The organism is Candidatus Melainabacteria bacterium (genome assembly GCA_016193285.1).
In the GTDB taxonomy this organism is placed as follows: domain Bacteria; phylum Cyanobacteriota; class Vampirovibrionia; order 2-02-FULL-35-15; family 2-02-FULL-35-15; genus JACPSL01.
Genome location: JACPSL010000033.1, coordinates 24,823 through 42,728 on the forward strand (window position 1 = coordinate 24,823; position 17,906 = coordinate 42,728).

A 17,906-nucleotide genomic window follows, 5' to 3' on the forward strand; every position below is an offset into this window, starting at 1 on the left:
TAATATAAGAAAAAATATTTTGGGTTAAATTCCTTTAATTGATATACAGTAAAAGTATTAGGCTCATATAAAAATTCTTACAATTTAGTGCTAATGAGCTAAAAATTTTTAAAACTTAACTTTTTAAATTTAATAATCAACTAAAAAGGACTTGCTTTCGGAATCCTAAAGATTTATACTCAACTCAAAAGAAAAATTTTAAATAATTTAAGAGCTTTCATTTTGAGATTTCTGGAGATTGAAGCAACAATGAAAGAATCTCGGCCAACTACAAAAAAAACAAAATTACTTGTTGTAGATGACTCAAGCAACAACAGAGCAGCAATTAGTTATTGGCTTGAAGGTGAAAACTATGAGATACTACATGCTTCATGTGGAATAAGTGCATTAAAAATTGTGGAAGCATTTGTTCCAGATATTATTCTGCTTGATTATAATCTTCCAGGAATTGATGGTATTGAAGTTTGCCAGAAAATCAGAACAAATTCAAAGCTCCCTTTTATTCCTATCATTATGATGAGCTCTTATGCACCAGAAGTAAACGTTATAGCTTTAGAACAAGGTGTAGATGAATTCATTATTATGCCAATAAAGCCAAATGAATTAAAATCCCGTTTAAGAGCAATGCTAAGACTCAAGAATGCAATAGCAAAATCAATTGAGCTTGTTAAAGAAAACAAAAAGTTACAGGAGTTAGACAAGATAAAATCAAATTTTGTTTCAAAAGTTTCACATGAATTAAGGACACCTTTACAAGCTATCCTTGGTTACTCGGATATTTTAATGCAAGGCTTACAAGGAGAATTAAACTACCCTCAGAAATTAATGGTAAAACAGGTTAGAGAAGGTGGAGCTCAGCTATTAAGTTTAATAAACCAGTTGTTAGATTTTGCAACTGTTGAACAAGAGAAAATACACATAAGTGTTGAAATATTTAGTGTTGAAAATGTGTTTAATTATTTATCTCAAGCAGTTACCCCTCTTGCATTAAAAAAGAAAATAGATTTAAAGTTTATTTTAGAAGACAAGAACATACAATTAGAATCCAGCAGGGAATTCATTGAGAAGATATTATTAAATATTATTTCTAATTCCATTAAATTCTCAAGTGAAAAGAGCAAAGTTCTTGTATCAGCAAAGGAATATTCTGGTGAGTATATTGAATTTAAGATTCAAGATGAAGGTATCGGTATTTCTAAGTCAAACATTACTTACATTTTTGATAAGTTTTGGCAAGTAGATGATTCAATTACCAGGTCACAAGGTGGCTTGGGAATTGGACTAGCTTTATCAAAAAAACTTGTAACAATTTTAGGCGGGCATATTTCAGTAAATAGCAAACCAAATCAAGGTTCTGTATTTGTTGTTAAATTACCTAAAGAATTTAAACAATACGTTCCAATAGTTGAAGATCACACTCTAGAAAATGTTGTTTAATAACCAATTTCTTGCTTTTATTGTAAGTGGATGAACTTTTTTATTTCTTTCAATGACATCTAATATTTTTTTATCTATAGCTAGCAGTATTGCTGCTTTTAATCCTTTCTCCTTAAATATTTTTCTAACAGGTGCAGCAAATTTTTTTTCTCTACCTGGCTCAGTTGCATCTGCAAGATATATAAGCATGCCTATTTTACCCATATCTGGCTCAGCCAAAGTATGACATCTAATGCCACTTAGTACATCTTCATCATTAATCCCAAATTTTTCTTTAGCTATTTCTGCTCCAACTCTTGCATGTAAAATGTGAGGCATATTATAATCTACTTCATCTAAATCAATGTTTTTTTGCTTAGCAATTTCTAAAAGTTTTTCATCTGGCAATTCTTTTGCTATATCATGAAGCCATGCAGACAATTCTGCTTTGTAACGATCAAGCTCTAGTTTCTTAGCATATCTTTTTGCTGTTTTTACAACTCGAACGATGTGACTAAATCTATCTTCGCTAACATTTTGTTTTAACCAAGATTCAATTTCAGGTTTTAATTTTTTTAATTCGTGTTTTATGTTTGAATCATACATTAAAATTGTTTTAAAAACCTTATATCTCCAGTAAAGAAGTATCTGATGTCTGGAATCTTATACTTTAGCATTGTAAATCTTTCTAATCCTAATCCAGCAGCAAATCCAATCCACTCATTAGGATTAATATCTACTGCAAGTAAAACATTTGGATCTACCATTCCACAGCCAAGCAATTCTAAGAAGCCTCTATTTCCACAAGTAGTACACCCAGCTCCATCACAAAATGGACACTCTGCATCAAGCTCAGCACTTGGCTCTGTAAAAGGGAAGAAGTCAGGCCTAAATCTTGTTTTAATTTCTTTTCCAAAAAATTTATTTGTAAACTCATTTAAAACCCATTTCATATTTCCAAAAGTTAGTTCTTTTTCTACTGCTAATATTTCAAGCTGATGAAAAAATGGCATTTTTCTAGCGTTAATTTCTTCATTTCTATAAACTCTTCCATGAGCTAGAACTCTGAGTGGCGGCTTCATTTTTTCCATTGTTCTGATTTGAACAGTAGATGTGTGACTACGTAAGAGAACATGTGGTGCAACATTTGTGTAAAAAGTATCTTGTTCATCTCTTGCAGGGTGATCAGGAGGAGTATTTAAAGCAGTAAAATTATAAAAATCTGTTTCTACTTCTGGTCCCTGAACTGTACTAAATCCCATTCCATGAAAGATGTCTATAATTTCCTCTGTAACTAAACTTAGTGGATGTTCATGTCCTGCTTCATGAGGGATGCCTGGTAAAGTTATATCAAACGTATGTTTTGAAAGTTTTTCCTCAAGTTCCTTATCTTCAATAAATTGTTTTTTGTTGTCATATAAGTTTTTAATATATTCAGTTAAATCATTTAAAAGTTTTCCATAGCCTGGTCTTTCGTCTTGTGGAATATTTTTAAGATTTTTTCTTTCAGTAGTAATAAAGCTCTTCTCTCCTAAATATTTAATTCGGAATGATTCAAGGGTTTTTGAGTCAATAACTTTTACTAAGTCTGATTCAATTTCACCTTTAAGTTTTTTAATTGCATCTTCTAAAGTGTTAATCATAGTATTTATTAATTATAGAATATAATAAAGAAATGCCATTAGATTTAAAAAAACTCATAACTCAAGTTAAAAATATTGAAAGACAAGACTCAAGGGATTTAAATCAACAAAGGCTTGATTCCACCTTTAAGGTTTTTCAGTCAGCTTTAGAAAGTGGAGAACACTTGATTTCCAAGCTTCTTGAAACACAAAGTTCTAAGAAGTCTGTTTTTTTCTTCGCTGTTCCTGAGTCTAGATCTAAGAAGCTAGATCATATATATGAATGCGATAAAAATTTTTCATTATCTCATATAGTGGTAGCTACTGATGGCTCACAAATAGTTCCTTCTGCACATGAGTTTACTAGTGCTTCACTAATAAATATAGGAATAGTAAGTATCCCTTATTTTAATAAGAATATTGCAGTGGTTTTAAACTCAGAACCAACAATTTACAATTCACTAGATGAAATTAATTCATTTAGTAATTCAGAAAATGTTCAAGAAGAAGATCTTATTTCATATGAACGTACTTTAAAAGAAATAGAAGAATTGGTTTTACAAGTAAAAAAATATAAGTCATATGACACCCCAGTTATTGCTCTTTTAGATGGAACATTCATTCATTGGCATTTAGAAAAGTTTAGTAATGCTTTTATTGAAAGTTTTATTAAGAGATTTTCAGATGCTTTGTTTGAACTTAAATCATTAAATATTCCTGTTGCTAGTTTTTTAAGTAATTCAAGATCAAACGATTTAATTAATATGCTTAAGATTTATAAGTGTCCTTATGAATTAGTTGACTGTAAAAAACATTGCTCGGATATAAATTCAAAAAATTTACCGTGTAATCCAATGCCTGACTACAAGCCAGTTCTAGATAGGAGACTTGTTGAAAAATTTCTACCAGTAAATCAAAGTAACTTAGGGAATCGGACTGTTGCTTTTAAATCAAATAGCAAAATATTAAATTACTATCCTAACGATTTAAAGGTTTTATTCTTTTATATGAATACTGGCACTGAAATTGCAAGGGTAGAACTTCCTTATTATGTAGCTAGTGATGATAAGCTCATGAATTTATTGCACAACGTTTTAGCTCTCCAATGCAAGGTAGGTTTTGGTTATCCTATCGTTCTGGGTGAAGCTCACTTACAGGCAGTAGTAAGTAAAAATGATCGCAGGGTGTTTTATGATCTTATTCGTGAACAATTGCTAAAAAATTCTCAAAGACCTGTGGCTTTATCAAGTAAGGAACTAAAAAAAAGAATTAGTTTTGTTTAGTTGATTCACTGACTTTTGTTGTTGCTTCTCTTGCTTTGTGAACAATTTCTTTTAACACTGGAGAGACACGGTTAATCGCGTCTCTCCGAACATTTTTTTGATTTAATTCCTCATATCTGGTATTTAATCTTGTTAGATTATCATTAAAATCTTTAATCTTTTGTTTTAATTCTAAAGTTTTAACCATGCTATCAAGTTGAGTTAGAGAAGCATTGATTTGATTTAAATGATCTAAAATCATAGTTTTAAAATCATCCAGATTTGTAATAAATTCTGGCTTTAAAACATTGTTTGATATTTCTGTTAAATTTTCTGAAAAGATTTTAAATTGAGGTTTAAAAGTAGTAGGAAAATCTTTGTCAGTTACTATTTCCCTTAAAGAAGATATTGGCTTTTGAAGTTTGAATAAAAGTTCATTAAAGTTATCTTTTACTAATCTTAAATTTTGCTCATACTGACTAAGTCTTACAGCTATTTCATCAAGTGCATCTTTTGAATTAGCTAAAGTTAGTCTAGCTTGTTCAAAATTTTCAGGTGTAATTTTTTTTATAATCACTTCTGAGAAATTTTTCAGATTTTGTAAAAGATCTAAAGAAGCCTGCATCCAGCTTTCAGTTGTAATTGGTTCTTGGACTATAAATGCTTTTATATCATTTGAAGTGTCTTCTCTTGGTGGAATTATTTCTAGAATCCTGCCTTTATTTGGTCTAAATGAAGTAACTTTAAGTTCAGAACCAGCTTGTGGTATTGGAAAGGATTTGTTTGTAATTTTTATTTTTACAATAATTCCATCTTTAACTGGTTTTGTTTTTATTACTTTTCCTACTTTTACACCAAGAGCAGTAACAGGAGCTCCTTTTGGAAGCCCATCAATGTTTTTAAATTTTGCTTCAAAGGTTCTTTGGGAGTTTTGATAAACAAAAAAACTAACTCCAAGAAAAAGTGCAATAAGAAAATATGACATCAAACGCAGCATAGTTAAAATGTTAACCAATAAGGTTATAAAAAATCAATCGCTTTGCGTAAGATACTTGGATAAAGTATCAAGCTACCAACCAACAGGAAGTAATGCAAATTAGTCTTACCAAGACTGTAAAAAAGTTGTAGCAATAGCTTTGCTTCACAATACTTAAAAGAAATTTTTAATCTATGTATGAAATTGGGGGAATAGTTAAAACTTAGGATTGATTTAGTAATAGTTTTTAAAGAACATAATTACTATTTTGATTACTGTCTTGAATTTTATTTTACATGTAGTACAATTATCATCAAGCTAAAAGAACTGGCAATTTAAAAACAGTGTAAAGCAATGAGCACAAAGATCCTTATCGTCGATGAAGACGATAGTACTTTTGTACAATTACAGAACTTCTTATCAAAGAATGGGCTGATACTACTGAGTGCTAAAAATGGCAAAGAAGGACTTGAATTAGCCCTAAAAGAAAAACCAAATCTTGTCATACTAGAGACTATCCTTCCCGAAATGGATGGTTTTTCTGTTTGTAAATCGCTTAGAGCTTTTGGTTTTAAAAATCCAATTATATTTCTAACTAAAAAATCATCTGAAATTGATGCTGTAATTGGACTAGAACTCGGTGCACAAGATTATATTAGAAAACCTTTTCAGCCTAATGAACTTCTTGCGCGCATTGAAGTTCAGCTTAAACAAAATCAGCTTGAAAATTTTGACAAGAAAATAATTGTAAAGGATTTGGAAATTGATCTTGAAAGAAGAAAAGTAAAATACAGAGGTGAAGTAAAAGATCTTACCCATAAAGAATTTCAGCTCTTATATGCACTGGCTCAATGTCCAAATAAAGTCTTTTCAAGAAATGAACTTTTAAACAATGTTTGGGGCTGGCAACAATTTGGGCAAACAAGAACAGTAGATATTCACATTGGATATCTAAGAAAAAAATTTGAACCTAACCCAAGAAGGCCCATACTTCTACAAACTATAAGAGGTGTTGGATATACATTAAATACTGAGTAGAGATGCCCTATTGGGCGTCTCTACTCAGACATGCCACGACATGTCCCTGGTAAAATATATTAATTGTGAATGAAACAGCAACATTTACTTCACTAATTACAATGGCTATTTTAATTTCCGCATGTGGGAATCTTATTTCTTCAACAAGTACACGATTAATTAAGGTTACAGACATTTGTAGAGCCTACTGTGAAAAGGCAAAGAAAGAAACAAATAAAGATGAACTTGAACAATTATTTATCAAGCTTGAAAAAGTTGGGCCAAGAATAAGGCTTTTAGAAACTGCACTTACAATGTTTTATTCTTCATTAAGCTGTTTTGCTCTTACAACGTTATTTATGTCACTTGATCAAATCATCTCAAAAGATTTACGCTTACTTACTTTAGCAAGCGGTATTGTAGGTGTTATAATTTTGCCAATAGCAAGCATTATACTTGTATTAGAAAGACAATTTACTATGAAATCAATTTGGCAAGAAATTGATTATGTAAACAAAATATTTAAAAAAAATTAGTCTGTGTTTAGTAGTTATTGTTATAGCTTCTTCTGTTTTGATAACCACCTGAGTATCCACCTCGTTCTCCCTCAGATTGTTCTCTTGCAAAACTAACATTAATTGGTCTGCCTTTTACATCAGCACCATTTAATGCTTCTATAGCCTGCTCAGCATTTGATTCTGCCTTCATTTCAACAAAACCAAATCCTCTGGAGCGGCCTGTTCTTCTATCAACTATTACTTTAGCTGATGCTACTTCTCCATATTCTTTAAACAGATCTTCTAATTCAACATCAGTAATCTGAAACGATAAATTGCCAACAAAAATTTTCTTTGCCATTTTTAATCCTCTTTCTTTTACTAACAGTGATAACTTTCGAAAGAGGATTAAGGAAAAGATCAAACTAAAGACCAGAACCCAACACTCTTCTCAAGATCACAAACTAATCCTACTTTTACACAGTGGATGTAAACATTGTACCACGCCTACTTCTTTTTTAACTTACAATTTGATTTGTTATAGTAACAAGTTCTCTTTTTAACCATCTTTTCATAAATCTCTCTTAACTTCTTTTCAGCAAAATCATTATGTAACAGTGGATTTAAAACCTTTGTTGCTGCCAGGTTATCAATAATTGTTTTAAACACTTGATAGCCAACAATTACTTCTCCAGTAGGAGTTACCATATGAACATCCCTTTCACATGCTTCTTTAGTTAAATTGGGAAATAGTTTATAAACAGTATCATCTCTATAGGATAAAAATTGAAATTTACTTTCCCAATCCAAGAGCTTGATATTTTTTTTAGCATCTCTACAATATGGACAAATACTGTCATAAATTACCCAATAATATTTATTAACTTTGTAAATTTCTCTTAGAGTTTGTTTATCTAAAGTTTTTGAATGAGGAAACTTTTCTTTTGCAATTGAATCTTGAACATATGCACTAAGAATAATTAGTAAAACAAATAAACTTATTTTTTTTAACATGTTAGAAAGCGTTTTCTTTTTCCCTCTAAGTTCCTTTTGCTCCCAAAGAATAATAATACACAATATGTGAAAACAAGATAATTGTTTTAACCCTAATAACATTTGTTATACTTTGAAAAAAATATGAAGAAACATCTCTCCTTAGGGTAAGTATTACAAGGTGACATAAATCACAAACAAAAGTAAACTTTCTTAATCGGCTCTTAATTATATAGTGAGAGAAGTTTTAGTAGGTTTAATCTACCAGTGAATAAGAAAATGAAAAAATTATATTTAAGTTTTCTTATCCTGATTATGTTCTTAATGAGTCAGGGTAATTCACTTGCATTATATATTCATGCAGCAAAAAGCAAAAGTCTAAAAGCACAAGAAAACTTATCTAGTATATTGCTTCCAACATTTAGATATGACAGAAATAATATAGAACTAAATCAAAAGCTGGCTATAGATTTAATCTTAGAACCAAATTCAAAAACCGTGAAAGTTGAAGTAATAGGTGCAGAAAGTATTGGTTTAGGCATTGATAGTAACACACTTATAGAGAAGGGGTTAAAAATATTTAAACCAAGTGAGCTTAGGCCTTCAAAAGAAAAAAAACAGAATTTCCGCATCAATTCATTTGTTATTTTTAACTTAAAAAAAATACAGAACCAAAACTTACTGATACAAGCAATTGATTTTAAAGTGCTTAAAGTGTATGTTAAAGGCATACTACCAGGTGCTTATACTTTAAGAGCCACTGTAGATGATGACAGAACTACTACTACTACAATCTTTACTAAGCCTGATTTTAGATTAGATGCTGTAACTCCCTCTGTTGTTAATCCAGGAGCTACGACAGTTCTTACACTTATTGGTAAGGGACTTGACTCACTAACAGAGATATTTATAGAAAGTAATAAAGTAGATATAGAAATAAAAGATATCTTAAGTTTTGGTGATGATATTTTAAAAGCAAATATAGTTACAAAAGATAATGCTTCACCAGGATTTAGAGATGTAACTATTTCAAGTCCTCTTCTAGGGAGATCTGTAACTTTAGTAAATGGTTTACTAATTAGTTCAACAAATCTAAGTACAGATAGTTTAGGAATAGACATTGCTCCTGGGATGGATGGCATAGATGGTATGGATGGAATGGATGGATTAGCTGGCATGGATGGCATGAGTATTTGTGAAAATCCAAACGATAATCTAATGATCTTTACAAATAATCTTCCACCAGGAAGGCAAGCTACTTCATTTTTTGATCCTGTTTTATGTAATCTTACTTTTGGGATTCCAGTAGGTTTTAATGGAGTAACAGGAAATACTGGTGCAATAGGTGTAACGGGTATAACAGGAGCTACAGGTGCTACAGGTGCTACAGGTGCTACAGGCGCTACTGGTGCAACAGGTGCTACAGGAGCTACAGGCGCTACTGGTGCAACAGGTGCTACAGGAGCTACAGGCGCTACTGGTGCAAGTGGCACAAATGGAATTAACTGCTGGGACTTAAATGGAAATGGAATCAACAATTCAAATGAAGACATAAATATGGATGGCTCATTTAATACTCTTGATTGTCAAGGGCCAGAGCTTAGAACAATAGAAGAAGTAATTGCAAACTGGTCTACTTTATCAGATGAGCAAGATTTTACAACTAGCTCAAGCAATATGACAAGGATGATAAAAATACCTTTCTTTATACACGACGGTGTAGTGTATGGTGGATTTTGGATAGATAAATATGAAGCAGCAAGAGCTGATGCAACAGCAACAGCTGAAGGCACATCCACTGTTCCAATAAGTAAAAGAAATGTTGTTCCATGGACAAGTATAAATCTTGCAACAGCAAAACTAAATGCAAGTGCTACAGGAAGACAAATATCCGGACTTGGAAGTTGTAAATTAATTGGGATGAGGGAATGGTATTCACTTTATTTACTTGGAAGATATGCTAAAGAAAATGGTATTTTTGGTGCTACAGCAAATGGTGGTTGGAATGAGAGAGGAAATACTAGGACTGGAAAAGACGGAAGAAATAATGCTGGTTTTATTTGTACTGATGATCCTGTAGAAAATGGTGGTGCTAGCGGTAGATGTTTAACAGGAACTGGATTTAAAAGTTGGGGCCATTTGCTAGATTCTACTGCAACAACAAATCCCAATGGTTCAGCCATAGGAGCTTCAGCAGACAGTGCTACAAATTCAACAAACGCATTTGATGGTGACTTGCAAGTTTATGACTTAGTGGGAAATGTTAGAGAGTGGATTGATTACACTATAACAAAAAGTGCAAGTGGATTTATTGTAGATTCAGGATATCAAGGTGCAGGAATTCCACTTTCTTTTACAACCAACAATAAATTTTTTAGTTTTGTTGATATTGCAGGGAATACAAATAATTCAACAAGCTCAGATGAAATTGAATTTAGAGGGTTAGGACTTCCACGCACAGGTGCTAATGGTAATCAAAGCGATCTAAATGAAGGAGTAAATGACGGGAAGTTTCTTACAAACTCAACAAATGCACAATATGGAACTGTTCGTGGAGGTTCATGGACAACAGGAGTTGATTCTAGATCACCTTTGTATTTAAACATTAGTACTGCACCAACTACAACAGAATCTGAAAGAGGTTTTCGAGTTATTTGTGATTTTTCAAACCCATAAATGTAACCAAAGGTTACATTCTCACGAACATTAAAAAAAATTTATCATTTCATGTAACCATTGGTTACAAAAACATAAAGGATTTACAAGATCGCATATTGAAATTAAGGAAGCTAAATCTTTATACTCTTTCTTCCAACTAAAAATTTGTTGGGGAAGGAGACAAAATGAAAAACATAAAATTAACAATTCTTGCAGTTCTTTGCATGGGCATACTTTCAAATAACCTTGCATTTGCTTTAGAAGAAAAAACTTCAAAGCCATTAAGCACAGGTATTCAAGAGGTACAAGCTGCCGTTTTGAGTGAAGATGGTAATGAAAAACCAAAGAAAAAGAAGGCAACAAAAGCAAAGAAAAGCAAAAAAGCAAAAAAACAATAAATGTTTGTAGAGGCGAGATTATCTCGCCTCTATTTCATTAAAATATGAAAGGAGAAAATCATGTCAGCACAGAATCAGGTTACTCTAATTGGTCGTCTAGCAAGGGATCCAGAAGTTGATGAGGTAGGAAAAGATAAAAAATATAAAAAGGTAAACTTATGTCTTGCGATAAGAAATATAAGAAAGAAATTTAAGGGAGGAGAGGATGGAGTAGATGCAGATTTTATTGATGGAATTATTGCATGGGGAAAACAAGCTGAGTTTGCTGAAAATTATTTAGTAAAAGGGCGGATGGTTGTTGTCCATGGTGAGTTACGTCCAGATCGCTGGAAAGACAAAGACAATAACAAACGTTATAGACTTACTGTCATTGCTAATTCCATTCAATCACTAGACTCTAATAAGAAGAAGAATAATGGTGTAGATCCAGATCTGTAGATCCCCAAAGGCGGCAGGCGGATTTGAACCGCCGCATAGAGGTTTTGCAGACCTCGGCCTTACCGCTTGGCTATGCCGCCGTTTCAGAGAATCAGAGGATCAGAAATCAGAGAATTAGAATAAAAAACCAATTCAAATAATATAATATCTCAAAACCGAATTTAATTGTCAATTTCCTTACACCCAATAGTTTCCCTATTTAAAGTGTAAGTTTCCCCACCCCCAATTATGTTAACCATAAGAGATGGTGGCATGTTTGCAGGAAATAGATTAAGATCAACTTTTTTAATTCCAATAAACTCCCAACATCCTGCAATATATTTCTGACCTAAAAGTATACATTTAGGTTCTGCATTGTTTACACTTTTGTCTGAACATGCTGCTTCAAAACCATCGGGACATACAATTAAACCATCTTGGGTACATAGTGGGCATAGATAAAATTGCTCCTGGTTAGCTCTAGCATAACTACAATAAAAAAACAAATTAAATAAAGTTGAAAACAAAATTAAAAAAAACAAATTCAAATTTTTATTTACCTTTTTGACACGAAATTTTGTCGAGATGAAAGTCAAATGCTGTATCATCATAGCTATCAGCAAGACATGCAGGTAACTGCATATTACCTACAAAGACGCAAGATGGCTTATATTGTTTTGGACAAGTAGGCTTGAAACCTTTTGGGCAATGAATCTCACCTATCTGTGTACAAACAGGGAGTTGTGTTTTTGCAAAACATCTAGGTGCTATTAGTAGTATTAGTGCTAATGAGATGAGTAAATTCTTATTCATATTTTAAATCTCTACTATTAAAGCATATTTTAAATCTAGACCAGAAGAGCTGCAAATTCCTAATTTTTTTCATGGATGTAACCTTTGGTTACGTTAGTACAAATCTAAACCTGCTAGTATATTTTTAACATGCTGTAAGGTAAAAATATTGAATAAGTAAAAACACCTGATATGAAAAATAGTACTTTAAATAGTAGCTTGGCTTTAGCAATTATCCTAAATTTTTTTTCTTTGATCTTAGCACCATCTTTTGCTTTTCACAAATTTTCTAAGAAGCAAGAAGAAATATTAAATAAGCTGATTGAAACAACAAAACCAACACTTCCAATTTTTGACAAGTTAGACAAACCTATTAAAGGCTATGTATCATTTTCTAAATATCTTCCTAGTGAGCATCACTTAAAAGAAACTACTTTAAGCAGTAATGAAAATTTAATTAAACTTGAAAAAGAAACTAGTAAAAGTTCACTTTCTGAACTTGAATTAAGACGCAAAGAACTTCAAAAAGCAGAAGAACAAGGATTAAATTTTATTCAACCATCAATACAACTAACACCTGAAGAACAAGTAGCAATTGATGAATTCTTTTCAAGAAATGAACAAGAACAGCTTTTAAATCTCTGGAAAGCAACAATTGAAAGAAATAAAACAATTCAATTTATTATCCAAAAATTAAGCCCTGCAAATTCTCCTCAACAAGCCAGTTCATTTTTATCACGGACTCTTGGTGCTGCTATATTTTTACCATTTTATGCCTTGCAGGCTTTAACTAATAATGCTGGTGCATATTATGGGAGCCAAGTTGGTGGAAGAGTTTTAGGTAGTGTTATTGAAGGAAAAATGCAAAAAGATAAAAGCTTAATTCAACTTTCTCAAACTGAAACTATTATTTTATTTATGATGATTGATGAAGTGGCTGAAAGGTTAAGGCAAAGATATCACAATTATAAAAGATTGATGGTGGAAAGATCACTAGCAACTAATGAACTAGAAGAAGCTAAGAAAGATATCTTAGATGCTCATGAAACCAATTCACAAGAAACACAAGTATTAACAAGCATTCAGAGAAGAGCAGTTGAAAGAGAAATTAGGAGACTTGATGCAGGAGTAAGGGCAGAGAAAAATGCATTAATTGAACTTGCTGGTCTACAGGCAGTAAGTGAACTGGATGAGCAGTTACAATTAGAGTTAGCTGCTACGCAAAATACCCCTCTTGACTTTTAGGTGTAGGAAAATAAAAAGGAGACATGCCATGGTGAAGACAATAACAAAAGAAGAAGTAAAAGAAAAAGGTCGTGATAAGTCAGAGGTAAAACCTGATGAAAGAAGTGAAAAACTTAAAGCTCTTAGTTTAACTCTTGAGAAAATTGAGAAAGATTTTGGCAAAGGCTCTGTAATGCGTCTTGGGGAAGCACGTTATGGAGTAATTGATGCAATTCCAACTGGTGCTATTTCTCTTGATTTAGCTCTTGGAGTAGGTGGCGTTCCTCGTGGAAGAGTAATTGAAATTTTTGGACCAGAGTCAAGCGGTAAAACAACTGTTGCCATGCACATTTGTGCTCAAGCACAAAAACTTGGTGGCATTGCAGCAATTGTTGATGCAGAACATGCCCTTGATCCGGATTATGCAAGAGCACTTGGGGTTAATACAGATGATCTTTTAATTAGCCAACCTGACACTGGCGAACAAGCACTTGAAATTACTGAACAACTAGTTAGATCTGGTGCTATTGATGTAGTGGTAATAGATTCAGTTGCTGCACTTGTACCAAAAGCAGAAATTGAAGGTGAAATGGGTGACTCACACATGGGACTTCAAGCAAGACTTATGTCCCAGGCACTTAGAAAACTTACAGGAATTGTAAGTAAGACAAAAAGTGTAATTATTTTTATAAATCAAATGCGTCAAAAAATTGGTGTTATGTATGGCCCAACTGAAACTACCACTGGTGGAAATGCTCTTAAATACTATGCTTCACTTCGACTTGATGTTAGAAAGATTGAAACATTAAAAAAAGATAATGTTGAATATGGGAACAGAATTAAAGTCAAAGTAGTAAAAAATAAAGTTGCACCACCGTTTAGAGTAGCTGAGTTTGATCTTTTGTACGGAAAAGGAATTAGCTTTGAAAGCTCACTTCTTGATGTAGCATGTAATCTTGATGTAGTTCAAAAATCAGGCACATGGTTTACATACAATTCTGACAAGCTTGGACAAGGACGTGAAAAAGCAGTAGAAGCTTTATCATCTAATCAAAAGATGATGAAAGAAATTGAATCAAAAGTTAGAACTAAGATCCAGGAACTCAGAGCACAGCATAGTGGAGCTATCGATTCAAGTACTGAATCTGGCTGGGCAAAAGACTTTAAAGAAAATGACGAATGACGAGATTCTACAAGCTTTTTAATTTTTCCACAAGATTTTTAAGTATCTTTAAGAAATCTGGAAGCTTACTATAAATTTCTTCAAATTGTTTTTGATCGTAAATATGCGAAAGTTTATTTCTGGCTTCAATCATTTCAAATAAAGTCTCATAAATTTTGTCATTTATAATATTGTTGTTCAAAGCAGCTTTTATTGCTGGCTTTGGGCCATTGATGTCTTCTCCTATTTTTTCATTAATATAAGATTGCAGTACTTTCCACATTAATTCTGCACAGTATTCAAACTTTTGAATCTGTCCGTTTTTTATTGCATCAAGTTCTACTTTTGAAAACTGATCAAGATTTATTTTAAGTACTTCTTCAAATCCATTTACAGCAATTTCAAATAAACTTAATTTATGTCTATAGATTCCACTTTGTTCCATATTTTAATGTCCTTTAAAGCTTCTTCCTTAAACTCAGGATTTACATCTACAAAATCAATAATATCAACTTTGTAAGGTACAATTGATTCTTCGATTGTATCTTTTATTTCCCAAATTATTTTTTTGTCTAGTTTTGTGTTTCCTTTTACACCAATGTCTATATCTGCTCTTTGCCTGTGTTTTTCTCTAACTCTACTCCCAAAAAGAAAAATATTAAACTTGTCTTTTGGAATATTTTCAAGGACTATTTTTTTTACAATATCTATATAATCATTTTCCATATCTAAATAATTATATTATACATTGATGCTGTCTTCTTGTAGTGTCTTATACCACTCTACAAACTTTTTAATTCCTTCTTCTGGTTTTGTTCTTGGTTTATAACCTAATAACTTTTCTGCTTTACTTACATCAGCATAAGTCAGTGGCACATCACCAGGCTGTGCCGGTTGCCAGTCTATGACTGCTTTTTTGCTAAGAGCATCTTCTAAAAGTTTAACCAGTTCTATAACCGATGTAGTATGTGATTCACCTAAATTAAGAATTTCAAAACTTGTTTTGTTGTAGTTCATTGAACTAGTTATTCCATCTATAATTTCAGTAATATATGTAAAATCTCTTTTGTACTGGCCGTCTCCAAAGACAGGAATTGGTTTTCCTTCATCAATTAATTTTGTAAACTTATAAATAGCTAAATCTGGTCTTTGTCTTGGACCATAAACTGTAAAAAATCTACAACAAACAATCTGCATTTTGTATAAATAGCTGTAAGTGTAACAATATCTTTCAGCAGTTAACTTGCTTACTCCATATGGTGAAATTGGTTTTAGATCTAATTCACTTTCGTTAAAAGGAATATTTTTACATTCACCATAAACTGAACTACTTGATCCAAAAATGAATTTCTTACAATTATTATTTTTTGCTGCTTCTAGTAAGTTTAAAGTTCCACCTACATTTACTTCTTCATATAAGAGCGGCAGTTTTAATGACGGCCTTACACCAGCTCTGGCTGCTAAATGAATTATAATATCAGGTTTATGTTTTGAAAATATTTCATCTATTAAATTTTTATCTCTTATATCACCCTTAGTAAAAATAAAACCTAGAGCATTTTTAAAGTGGCTTATATTTCTTTCTTTTATTTTTGGATCATAATAATCATTAAAGTCATCTACTCCAGCAACTAAATATCCTTCACTTAAAAGTCTTTCAGTTAAGTGACTACCTATGAAGCCAGCAAAACCAGTTACTAAGCACTTAAGCATGTAAAAAGTCCTTTGGCTTGACAGTACTAACCCAACTTTCAAATTCTTTTTCTTCAAGAATTCCTGTAATTCTAATTAATGAGTTTAATAAATTTTCACCTTGCTTATTTTTAGAAACAATACTTTCATCACAAGTTAAAGTTAGTTCTTTATGTAAAACCTTTTGATAATTTTTACTTGGTATTGACTTAAGTTCTTTTTTTAACCAGGATAAGAGTAATTCTTTTATCTGTTTTTTTGTATCTTTGTTTTTGTGATAGTAGTTAATAAATTCTTCTAGTATCATTGTTTCTGACATTTCTTAGGCTATATTGTAACCTTTCATAACAACCACATGTCAAGAAGATGTTAGTTTTATGAGCATAACTTTTTTGTAAACAAGAAAACCCTAGATTTTTCATGCGATACAAAAAGTTCCCAGCTTGTCAAGAATTGTTTTTTACCTTACTAATTTGTACTCTAATTAAGAGAGCAATTAGCACAGGGTAGGTGTGAAAATGAGTGTTATACAGGATCTAGAACTTAAAGAGTCAAAGTTATTACCAATTTTTATTGTTATAGAAAGAAGTAATGAAAAAAAAATAAAGATTCCATGTTCTAATGAGGTTGTAGCAAAAAAAGTTTTAGCATCTTTTGCAGGACTAAAGACTAATATTCCGGAGCCCTCATACCAATTACAATAGCTATTGCAAAATCTTTTTCATGTGATATAGAAACTTCGAAATTACTAAGTCTTTTTTTTCTTGCAACTTCTTTTGCTCTTTTGTGCAAAACAATTTTTGGTGAGCCTGAGTTTTCTCTTAAAATTTCAATTTCTTTAAAATAAACCCCATCTAATCCTGTGCCTAAAACTTTTAATGTAGCTTCTTTAGCTGCAAATCTACCAGCAAGTTTGTGAATAAAATTTTTTTTATTTGAAGTAACGTACTTGATTTCATTTTTTGTTAAAATTTTCTCTAAAAATTTCTTGCCTAGTTTTTCATAAGTCGACTTAATACGATTTATTTGACAGATGTCGGTGCCGATTTTTACTTGAGGTGGCTTTAGTTTAGATATCTTTTTCATTGCTTTTTGATAGAATAAACTTATTCTAGCTAATAATATATCAAGAGGAGATACAATGACAAACACAAAAGCTATCGAAAAGGGCTATTTACAGTTAAGACCAACTGGCAGAAATGAATCAAGACAGCAAAGGACAAAATTAGAAAAAGAATTAGAACCTTGGATGAGAGAAGCACAATCCAGAACAGGTCATAATCTACCAATTGTTCCACCTAAATCTGAGCACACTACTAGAAAATAGATACCAATACCACCTTAGTAAAAACTTCTAGCTTACAAAAAATAAATGCGGTATTATAAACTCTGTTAATTGACAATTGATAATAGGTAATTAGAGATAAAATTTATTTGATTTTTAATTCTCAATTTTCAATTCTCAATTAGTTTGTAATCTGATATTCCCAGGTAGCTCAGCGGTAGAGCGGTCGGCTGTTAACCGATTGGTCGGTGGTTCGATCCCACTCCTGGGAGCCATAATGAACGGTTCGCATGTTCAAAAATGAAATTGTAAGGTTCTTGCAGGGTAATACTTAGTTTCTTGCCACTTAAGGTGAGGTTTAACTACTCGGGGGCAAGCCCCCGAGATTAGAACCTTTCCCCACTAAACAATCCTAATTGCCTTGCTGCTTTTTCCTCCCTATCCATCTCTCTAACCTGTTCTTGTACATATTTTCTTACTGCTTTCTCATCTCCA

The 17,906-nt window shown here is 32.0% G+C and carries 23 protein-coding genes and 2 tRNA genes; 12 read left to right on the plus strand and 13 right to left on the minus strand.

What is annotated here, in order from left to right:
- Positions 1-249: 249 nt before the first annotated feature.
- Positions 250-1,437: a response regulator gene (locus tag HYY52_07115; GenBank protein MBI2996455.1), complete on the plus strand. Its 1,188-nt coding sequence runs from the start codon at positions 250-252 to the stop codon at positions 1,435-1,437.
- Here HYY52_07115 and yqeK read toward each other — a convergent pair.
- Together yqeK and pheS are read right to left on the minus strand one after the other, a co-directional pair.
- Positions 1,420-2,022: a bis(5'-nucleosyl)-tetraphosphatase (symmetrical) YqeK gene (yqeK, locus tag HYY52_07120; GenBank protein MBI2996456.1), complete on the minus strand. Its 603-nt coding sequence runs from the start codon at positions 2,020-2,022 to the stop codon at positions 1,420-1,422. The genes HYY52_07115 and yqeK overlap by 18 nt on opposite strands.
- Complete coding sequence (pheS, locus tag HYY52_07125; GenBank protein MBI2996457.1) at positions 2,022-3,059, minus strand: phenylalanine--tRNA ligase subunit alpha; 1,038 nt, start codon at positions 3,057-3,059, stop codon at positions 2,022-2,024. The genes yqeK and pheS overlap by 1 nt, the downstream gene beginning before the upstream one ends.
- Before the next feature lie 32 nt (positions 3,060-3,091).
- Between pheS and HYY52_07130 the strand changes: the two genes are divergently transcribed.
- Positions 3,092-4,321: a DNA double-strand break repair nuclease NurA gene (locus HYY52_07130; GenBank protein MBI2996458.1), complete on the plus strand. Its 1,230-nt coding sequence runs from the start codon at positions 3,092-3,094 to the stop codon at positions 4,319-4,321.
- Here HYY52_07130 and HYY52_07135 read toward each other — a convergent pair.
- A complete protein-coding gene (locus HYY52_07135; GenBank protein MBI2996459.1) occupies positions 4,308-5,285 on the minus strand; it encodes an MCE family protein in 978 nt (325 codons plus the stop codon). The two genes, HYY52_07130 and HYY52_07135, sit on opposite strands and share 14 nt — an antisense overlap.
- A gap of 345 nt (positions 5,286-5,630) precedes the next feature.
- Here HYY52_07135 and HYY52_07140 point away from each other — a divergent pair, with 345 nt between their 5' ends.
- On the plus strand, positions 5,631-6,314 hold the full coding sequence (locus tag HYY52_07140; GenBank protein ID MBI2996460.1) for a response regulator transcription factor: 684 nt from the start codon (positions 5,631-5,633) through the stop codon (positions 6,312-6,314).
- A gap of 65 nt (positions 6,315-6,379) precedes the next feature.
- On the plus strand, positions 6,380-6,829 hold the full coding sequence (locus HYY52_07145; protein MBI2996461.1) for a DUF2721 domain-containing protein: 450 nt from the start codon (positions 6,380-6,382) through the stop codon (positions 6,827-6,829).
- 7 nt (positions 6,830-6,836) lie between these two features.
- Here HYY52_07145 and HYY52_07150 read toward each other — a convergent pair whose 3' ends face one another.
- Positions 6,837-7,151, minus strand: a complete 315-nt coding sequence (locus HYY52_07150; GenBank protein ID MBI2996462.1) for an RNA-binding protein — start codon at positions 7,149-7,151, stop codon at positions 6,837-6,839.
- Positions 7,152-7,297: 146 nt separating this feature from the next.
- Positions 7,298-7,804, minus strand: a complete 507-nt coding sequence (locus HYY52_07155) for a DUF393 domain-containing protein (protein MBI2996463.1) — start codon at positions 7,802-7,804, stop codon at positions 7,298-7,300.
- A gap of 1,110 nt (positions 7,805-8,914) precedes the next feature.
- Between HYY52_07155 and HYY52_07160 the strand changes: the two genes are divergently transcribed.
- The 3 genes from HYY52_07160 to HYY52_07170 all read left to right on the plus strand — a co-directional run bounded on the left by HYY52_07160 (position 8,915) and on the right by HYY52_07170 (position 11,277).
- Positions 8,915-10,459, plus strand: coding sequence for a hypothetical protein (locus HYY52_07160; protein MBI2996464.1), 1,545 nt, complete (start codon positions 8,915-8,917; stop codon positions 10,457-10,459).
- A gap of 167 nt (positions 10,460-10,626) precedes the next feature.
- Complete coding sequence (locus tag HYY52_07165; GenBank protein MBI2996465.1) at positions 10,627-10,839, plus strand: hypothetical protein; 213 nt, start codon at positions 10,627-10,629, stop codon at positions 10,837-10,839.
- A 60-nt stretch (positions 10,840-10,899) separates the two neighbouring features.
- On the plus strand, positions 10,900-11,277 hold the full coding sequence (locus HYY52_07170; GenBank protein ID MBI2996466.1) for a single-stranded DNA-binding protein: 378 nt from the start codon (positions 10,900-10,902) through the stop codon (positions 11,275-11,277).
- An 8-nt stretch (positions 11,278-11,285) separates the two neighbouring features.
- Here HYY52_07170 and HYY52_07175 read toward each other — a convergent pair.
- From HYY52_07175 to HYY52_07185, 3 genes are all read right to left on the minus strand, one after another.
- Positions 11,286-11,357: transfer RNA gene (locus HYY52_07175), tRNA-Cys, on the minus strand.
- Between the two features lie 81 nt (positions 11,358-11,438).
- Positions 11,439-11,804 carry a hypothetical protein gene (locus HYY52_07180; GenBank protein MBI2996467.1) on the minus strand — a complete coding sequence of 122 codons (366 nt, stop codon included), beginning with the start codon at positions 11,802-11,804 and terminating at the stop codon, positions 11,439-11,441.
- A gap of 4 nt (positions 11,805-11,808) precedes the next feature.
- Positions 11,809-12,069, minus strand: coding sequence for a hypothetical protein (locus tag HYY52_07185; protein MBI2996468.1), 261 nt, complete (start codon positions 12,067-12,069; stop codon positions 11,809-11,811).
- 171 nt (positions 12,070-12,240) lie between these two features.
- On the opposite strand from HYY52_07185, the gene HYY52_07190 reads away from it, so the two are divergent.
- Both HYY52_07190 and recA read left to right on the plus strand, forming a co-directional pair.
- Complete coding sequence (locus tag HYY52_07190) at positions 12,241-13,293, plus strand: hypothetical protein (protein ID MBI2996469.1); 1,053 nt, start codon at positions 12,241-12,243, stop codon at positions 13,291-13,293.
- A 28-nt stretch (positions 13,294-13,321) separates the two neighbouring features.
- A complete protein-coding gene (gene recA, locus HYY52_07195) occupies positions 13,322-14,455 on the plus strand; it encodes a recombinase RecA (GenBank protein MBI2996470.1) in 1,134 nt (377 codons plus the stop codon).
- 7 nt (positions 14,456-14,462) lie between these two features.
- Here recA and HYY52_07200 read toward each other — a convergent pair whose 3' ends face one another.
- The 4 genes from HYY52_07200 to HYY52_07215 are packed head-to-tail and all read right to left on the minus strand — an operon-like array spanning position 14,463 to position 16,445.
- Positions 14,463-14,879, minus strand: a complete 417-nt coding sequence (locus HYY52_07200) for a nucleotidyltransferase substrate binding protein (GenBank protein ID MBI2996471.1) — start codon at positions 14,877-14,879, stop codon at positions 14,463-14,465.
- On the minus strand, positions 14,846-15,160 hold the full coding sequence (locus HYY52_07205; GenBank protein ID MBI2996472.1) for a nucleotidyltransferase domain-containing protein: 315 nt from the start codon (positions 15,158-15,160) through the stop codon (positions 14,846-14,848). The genes HYY52_07200 and HYY52_07205 overlap by 34 nt, the downstream gene beginning before the upstream one ends.
- A gap of 15 nt (positions 15,161-15,175) precedes the next feature.
- Positions 15,176-16,147, minus strand: a complete 972-nt coding sequence (locus HYY52_07210; GenBank protein MBI2996473.1) for a GDP-mannose 4,6-dehydratase — start codon at positions 16,145-16,147, stop codon at positions 15,176-15,178.
- Complete coding sequence (locus tag HYY52_07215; GenBank protein ID MBI2996474.1) at positions 16,140-16,445, minus strand: hypothetical protein; 306 nt, start codon at positions 16,443-16,445, stop codon at positions 16,140-16,142. The genes HYY52_07210 and HYY52_07215 overlap by 8 nt, the downstream gene beginning before the upstream one ends.
- A 199-nt stretch (positions 16,446-16,644) precedes the next feature.
- On the opposite strand from HYY52_07215, the gene HYY52_07220 reads away from it, so the two are divergent.
- Positions 16,645-16,830 carry a hypothetical protein gene (locus tag HYY52_07220; GenBank protein MBI2996475.1) on the plus strand — a complete coding sequence of 62 codons (186 nt, stop codon included), beginning with the start codon at positions 16,645-16,647 and terminating at the stop codon, positions 16,828-16,830.
- Here HYY52_07220 and acpS read toward each other — a convergent pair.
- Entirely contained in the window at positions 16,796-17,212 is a 417-nt protein-coding gene (acpS, locus tag HYY52_07225; protein MBI2996476.1) for a holo-ACP synthase, read from the minus strand. The two genes, HYY52_07220 and acpS, sit on opposite strands and share 35 nt — an antisense overlap.
- 55 nt (positions 17,213-17,267) lie before the next feature.
- On the opposite strand from acpS, the gene HYY52_07230 reads away from it, so the two are divergent.
- Positions 17,268-17,453, plus strand: coding sequence for a hypothetical protein (locus tag HYY52_07230; protein MBI2996477.1), 186 nt, complete (start codon positions 17,268-17,270; stop codon positions 17,451-17,453).
- A 158-nt stretch (positions 17,454-17,611) separates the two neighbouring features.
- A tRNA-Asn gene (locus HYY52_07235) sits at positions 17,612-17,686 on the plus strand.
- The last annotated feature ends 220 nt before the right edge of the window (positions 17,687-17,906 follow it).